Annotated in this window: 3 protein-coding genes; 2 read left to right on the plus strand and 1 reads right to left on the minus strand. The window is 69.7% G+C overall.

Features of this window, described 5'->3' with window-relative positions; genetic code table 11:
* Together AC1D1G_RS41485 and AC1D1G_RS41490 are read left to right on the plus strand one after the other, a co-directional pair.
* The coding region (locus AC1D1G_RS41485; protein ID WP_477956523.1) for an ABC transporter ATP-binding protein at positions 1–546 on the plus strand (546 nt) is incomplete at its 5' end.
* Positions 546–3,230, plus strand: a complete 2,685-nt coding sequence (locus AC1D1G_RS41490; protein WP_477956524.1) for a fumarate reductase/succinate dehydrogenase flavoprotein subunit — start codon at positions 546–548, stop codon at positions 3,228–3,230. The genes AC1D1G_RS41485 and AC1D1G_RS41490, both read left to right, overlap by 1 nt.
* A 51-nt stretch (positions 3,231–3,281) precedes the next feature.
* Here AC1D1G_RS41490 and AC1D1G_RS41495 read toward each other — a convergent pair.
* Positions 3,282–5,154, minus strand: a 1,873-nt coding sequence (locus AC1D1G_RS41495) for a 3-hydroxyacyl-CoA dehydrogenase NAD-binding domain-containing protein (protein WP_477956525.1), incomplete at its 5' end; no start/stop codon positions are given.

Here is a 5,154-nt window from a genome sequence, read left to right on the forward strand (position 1 = left end):
GAATCGACGTCGCGGGACCGGGCCGTCGTCTTCCAGGACAACGCGCTACTCCCGTGGCGCACGGTGCGCTCGAACATCGAGTTGGCCCTCGCACTCCGCGGCGAACCCCGCAAGGGACGCCGTGAGACCGCCGATCGCTGGATCGCGGAGGTGGGTCTGACCGGGTTCGGCGACTTCCTGCCCAAGAACCTGTCCGGCGGCATGCGCCAGCGAGTGCAGTTGGCGCGCGGCCTCGCCGGGGCGCCGCGGGCCGTGATGATGGACGAGCCGTTCGGCGCCCTCGACACCCAGACCCGCGGCGTCATGCAGCGACTGCTCGTCGACACGTGGAGCACCCACCCGACGACCGTGGTGTTCGTGACCCACGACGTGGACGAGGCGGTGCTGCTCGGCGACCGCGTCGCGGTGCTCGGCCGGGCCGGTGAGCCGCTGCGGGCGCTCGTCGACATCCCGCACCCCCGGGACCGCGACCACCTCGACCACCCCGACACCCGTGCCGCGCGCGCCGACGTGCTCGCCGCACTGAACCACACTTCGGAGACCTGATGGACATCCCCGACCTCGCCGACACCGTCCGTCTCGATTGCGACGTGCTCGTGATCGGTGGCGGCACCGCCGGCACGATGGCGGCGCTGACCGCCGCCGAGAACGGCGCGAACGTGCTCCTGCTCGAGAAGGCACACGTGCGCCATTCCGGCGCGCTCGCAATGGGAATGGACGGCGTCAACAACGCCGTCATCCCCGGCAAGGCCGAACCCGAGGACTACGTCGCCGAGATCACCAGAGCCAACGACGGAATCGTCAACCAGCGGACCGTGTACCAGACGGCGACCCGCGGATTCGCGATGGTGCAGCGCCTCGAGAAGTACGGCGTGAAGTTCGAGAAGGACGAGTACGGCGAATACGCGGTACGCCGGGTGCACCGCTCCGGCTCGTACGTGCTGCCGATGCCCGAGGGCAAGGACGTGAAGAAGGCCCTCTACCGGGTGCTGCGGCAGCGGAAGATGCGGGAGAAGATCCGCATCGAGAACCGCCTGATGCCCGTCCGGGTGCTGACGGAGAACGGCCGTGCCGTCGGGGCCGCGGCACTGAACACCCGCACCGGCGAGTTCGTCGCGGTCGGGGCGAAGGCGGTGATCCTCGCGACCGGTCCGTGTGGCCGGCTCGGGCTCCCTGCGTCGGGGTACCTCTACGGCACGTACGAGAACCCGACCAACGCCGGTGACGGTTACTCGATGGCCTATCACGCGGGAGCCGAACTGAGCGGCATCGAATGCTTCCAGATCAACCCGCTGATCAAGGACTACAACGGTCCGGCGTGCGCGTACGTCGCGAACCCGTTCGGCGGCTACCAGGTGAACGCCGAGGGGGAGCGGTTCGTCGACTCCGACTACTGGTCGGGGCAGATGATGAGCGAGGTCAAGAGCGAGATCGAATCCGCCCGCGGTCCCATCTATCTGAAGGTCAGCCACCTCCCGGAGGAAACCCTCGACACGCTCGAATCGATCCTGCACACCACCGAACGCCCCACCCGCGGCACGTTCCACGCGAACCGCGGCCACGACTACCGCAGCCACGACATCGAGATGCACATCTCCGAGATCGGCTTGTGCAGCGGACATTCCGCGTCCGGGGTGTGGGTGGACGAGCACGGCGCGACCACCGTCCCCGGCCTGTACGCGGCAGGCGACCTCGCGTGCGTCCCCCACAACTACATGATCGGCGCCTTCGTCTACGGCGACCTCGCCGGAGCGCACGCCACCGGCACCCTGCCCGGCGTCGAGGCGCCGACCGCGCTGCCCGCGGAGCAACTGGCCGCCGCGCACGAGCTGATCTACCGGCCGCTGCGCAACCCGGACGGGCCGCCGCAGCCGCAGGTCGAGTACAAGCTGCGCCGCTTCGTCAACGACTATGTCGCGCCGCCGAAGACGGCGACGAAGCTGTCGATCGCCGTCGAGACGTTCGACCGGATGGCGGGGGAGATCGCCGGGATGGGCGCGACCACCCCGCACGAGCTGATGCGCTGCGCGGAGGTCACGTTCATCCGGGACTGCGCGGAAATGGCGTCCCGCAGCTCCCTCACCAGGACCGAAAGTCGATGGGGGCTCTACCACGAACGGGCGGATCTCCCGGAGCAGCGGGACGACGAATGGGGATACCACCTGAATCTGCGGCGCGGCGAGAACGGCGACATGGAATTCCTCAAGCGCCCCGTGGAGCCGTACTTCGTGCCGGTGCCCGGACTCGATTCCCTTCCGCCGGTGGACCGGACGGTCGTACCCGTCGCGCAGCCGCCGCTGGTCGGGGGGCGTGCCCCGGTGGAGGAGCGCTCGCGCATCGCGTCGCCGGTCCGGCAGGAGCCGTCGTCACCGGCCATCGTCGCGGTCCTCGGACTCGACGCGCCGAGTGTCGCCGAACTCGCACCGTATCTGGCCGACGCCGACCCGCAGGTCCGCGTCACGGCCCTCTCGGTGCTGACGGAAGGAACCCCCGACGGATTCGGGGCGGCACTCGTCGACGCCCTCGGTGACGGTGCGGTGACGGTGCGCCGCGCTGCCGCCGACGGCCTGCGCGAACTCGTCGAGGTGCTGCCGTCCGCGGACGGACTGGCCGACCACCTGGGGTCGGGTGACGCCGTGGTCCGGGCCGCCGTGGTCGACGTATTACGCGCGCTGCACGCCGGTTCGGCGGAGCAGTTCCTGACGGCGCTGTCCGACGGCGATCACCACGTCCGGATCGAAGCGGTGCGGGCGCTGGTGTCGCTGGACCGGTGGGAATCGGTGGCAGCGGGGGCACACGACGAGAACCGCGAAGTGCGGATCACCGTCGCGCACGGCCTGGCCACCATCGGGATCGGTGGTGTCGACACCGTGCGCGCACTGGCCGGCGACCGCGACCCGCTGGTGCGCGCTGCCGCGCTCACGGCGTTCGCGAGTCTGGGCTGCGACGGTGACGACGTGACCCTCGCGACGGCAGCGCTACGGGAGTCGGCCTGGCAGATCCGGCAGGGAGCCGCGCGGGCACTCGCCGGAGCGGACCCCGAACTCGCGGTGCCCGCGCTGGCGGAGGCCCTGACGGATGCGCACCTCGACGTGCGCAAGGCCGCCGTCCTCGCGCTCGGCCGGTGGTCCGGCGACCGCGCCGCCGTCGGCGCGCTGACCACGGCCCTCGAGGACACCGACGCCGACGTGCGGGCGTACGCCCGCCAGGCGCTCGTCGCCGCCCCCTGAACAGGTGAGTGGCAATGTGTGCCGGGGCACACATTGCCACTCACCTCCGGGTCAGACGCTCGCGACGCCCGGTGCCAGGAACCGCTTGCCGTTGACGGCCTCGGACGTGCCGGTGCGGTCCAGGTACGGCGTGATGCCACCGTTCCAGAAGCCGAATCCGCCGCCCAGGATCAGGCAGAGGTCGATGTCCTCGGCCGCTGCGACGACACCCTCGTCGAGCATGATCTGGATCTCTTCGGCGAACGCGCGACGCGTGCGCTCCAGAACCTCTTCGGACGTGGACGCTTTGTCGCCCTGCTTCCACAGTTCGGCGACCTCGGGGTCGACGACCTGCTTGCCGTCGGCACCGTAACTCCACACCGCCGACTTCTTGGCCTCGACCAGCGCCTCGAGTCCGGGGGAGTTGTGGAAGCGCTCGGGGTACGCCTCGGCGAGGGTCTCGCCGGTGTGCAGCGCGACCGCAGGCCCGACGAGTGCCAGCAGGGTGAAGGGGGTCATCGGCATGCCGAGTTCGGCGATGGCGTTGTCGGCCACCTCGAACGGGGTGCCCTCGTCGACCGCGTTCATGACCTCACCGAGGGTGCGGATCAGGAGCCGGTTGAAGACGAACCCGGGCAGGTCGGCGGAGCCGACGGCCGACTTCTTGAGCGCCTTGGCGGTGGCGAATGCCGTTGCCAGGGTGGCGTCGTCGGTCTTCTCGCCCTTGATGACCTCGAGCAGCGGCAGCACGGCGACCGGGTTGAAGAAGTGGAAGCCGACCACCCGCTCTGGGTGCTTCAGGTCCGCGGCCATCTTGGTGATCGACAGCGAGGACGTGTTGGTCGCCAGGATCGTCTCCGGGGCGATGTGCTCCTCGAGTTCCGCGAAGATCTTCTTCTTCAAATCGAGGTTCTCGAACACGGCCTCGATCACGAAGTCGGTCTTCGCGAACGCGGCCTTGTCCAGCGAGCCGGACACGAGACCCTTGAGACGGTTCGCCGCGTCCGGGGACAACCGGCCCTTGCCCTGCAGCTTGTCGATCTCGCCGTGGACGTAGCCCACACCCTTGTCGATGCGTTCCTGGTCGATGTCGGTGAGGATGACCGGCACCTTGAGCTGGCGGACGAACAGCATCGCGAGCTGGCTGGCCATCAGACCGGCACCGACGATGCCGACGCCGGTGACCTTGCGGGCGAGGGACTTGTCCGGTGCGCCTGCGGGACGCTTGGCACGCTTGTTGACCAGGTCGAACGCGTACAGGCCCGCGCGGAGCTCGTCGGCGAGCAGCAGGTCGGCGAGCGCCTCGTCCTCGGCGGCGAAGCCCTTGTCGAGCGACGCGGGATCGGTGAGATCGGTGGTCCGGGCCAGCTCGAGGAGCTCGACGGCCTTGACCGGTCCGGGGGCGTTGTTCTTGGTCTTGCCCTCGACGATCGCCTTCGCGCGGGCGATCGCGTCGTCCCAGCCCTTGCCCCGGTCGATCTCGGGACGCGCCGGGGTGATCCCGCCGGCCAGGACCTGCGCGGCCCAGGCGAACGACTGCTCGAGGAAGTCGGCCGAACCGAACACCGCGTCGACCACGCCGAGTTCGAGGGCCTTCTTCGGGTTGAGCGTCTTGTTCTGGTTCAGCGCGTTCTCGAGCACGACGGTGACGGCGTTCGAGGGGCCGATGAGGTTGGGCAGCAACTGCGTTCCGCCCCAGCCCGGAACCAGTCCGAGGAACGTCTCGGGCAGACCCAGTGCGCCCGCGCTCTCGGATGCGGTGCGGTAGTGGCTGTGCAGCGCGACCTCGAGCCCGCCGCCGAGTGCGACGCCGTTGACGAACGCGAACGTCGGCACCGACGATTCGCGCAGCCGGCGGAACACCTTGTGCCCGAGCCGGCCGAGTTCGAGCGCCTGGTCACGGTTCGTGATGCTCGGAACACCCTTGAGGTCCGCGCCTGCGGCG

The organism is Rhodococcus sp. P3_B8 (assembly GCF_056402775.1).

Bases quoted from the DNA above. Each gene is read 5' to 3' on its own strand.
- AC1D1G_RS41490 (WP_477956524.1), top strand. From the start codon at position 546: ATGGACATCCCCGACCTCGCCGACACCGTCCGTCTCGATTGCGACGTG.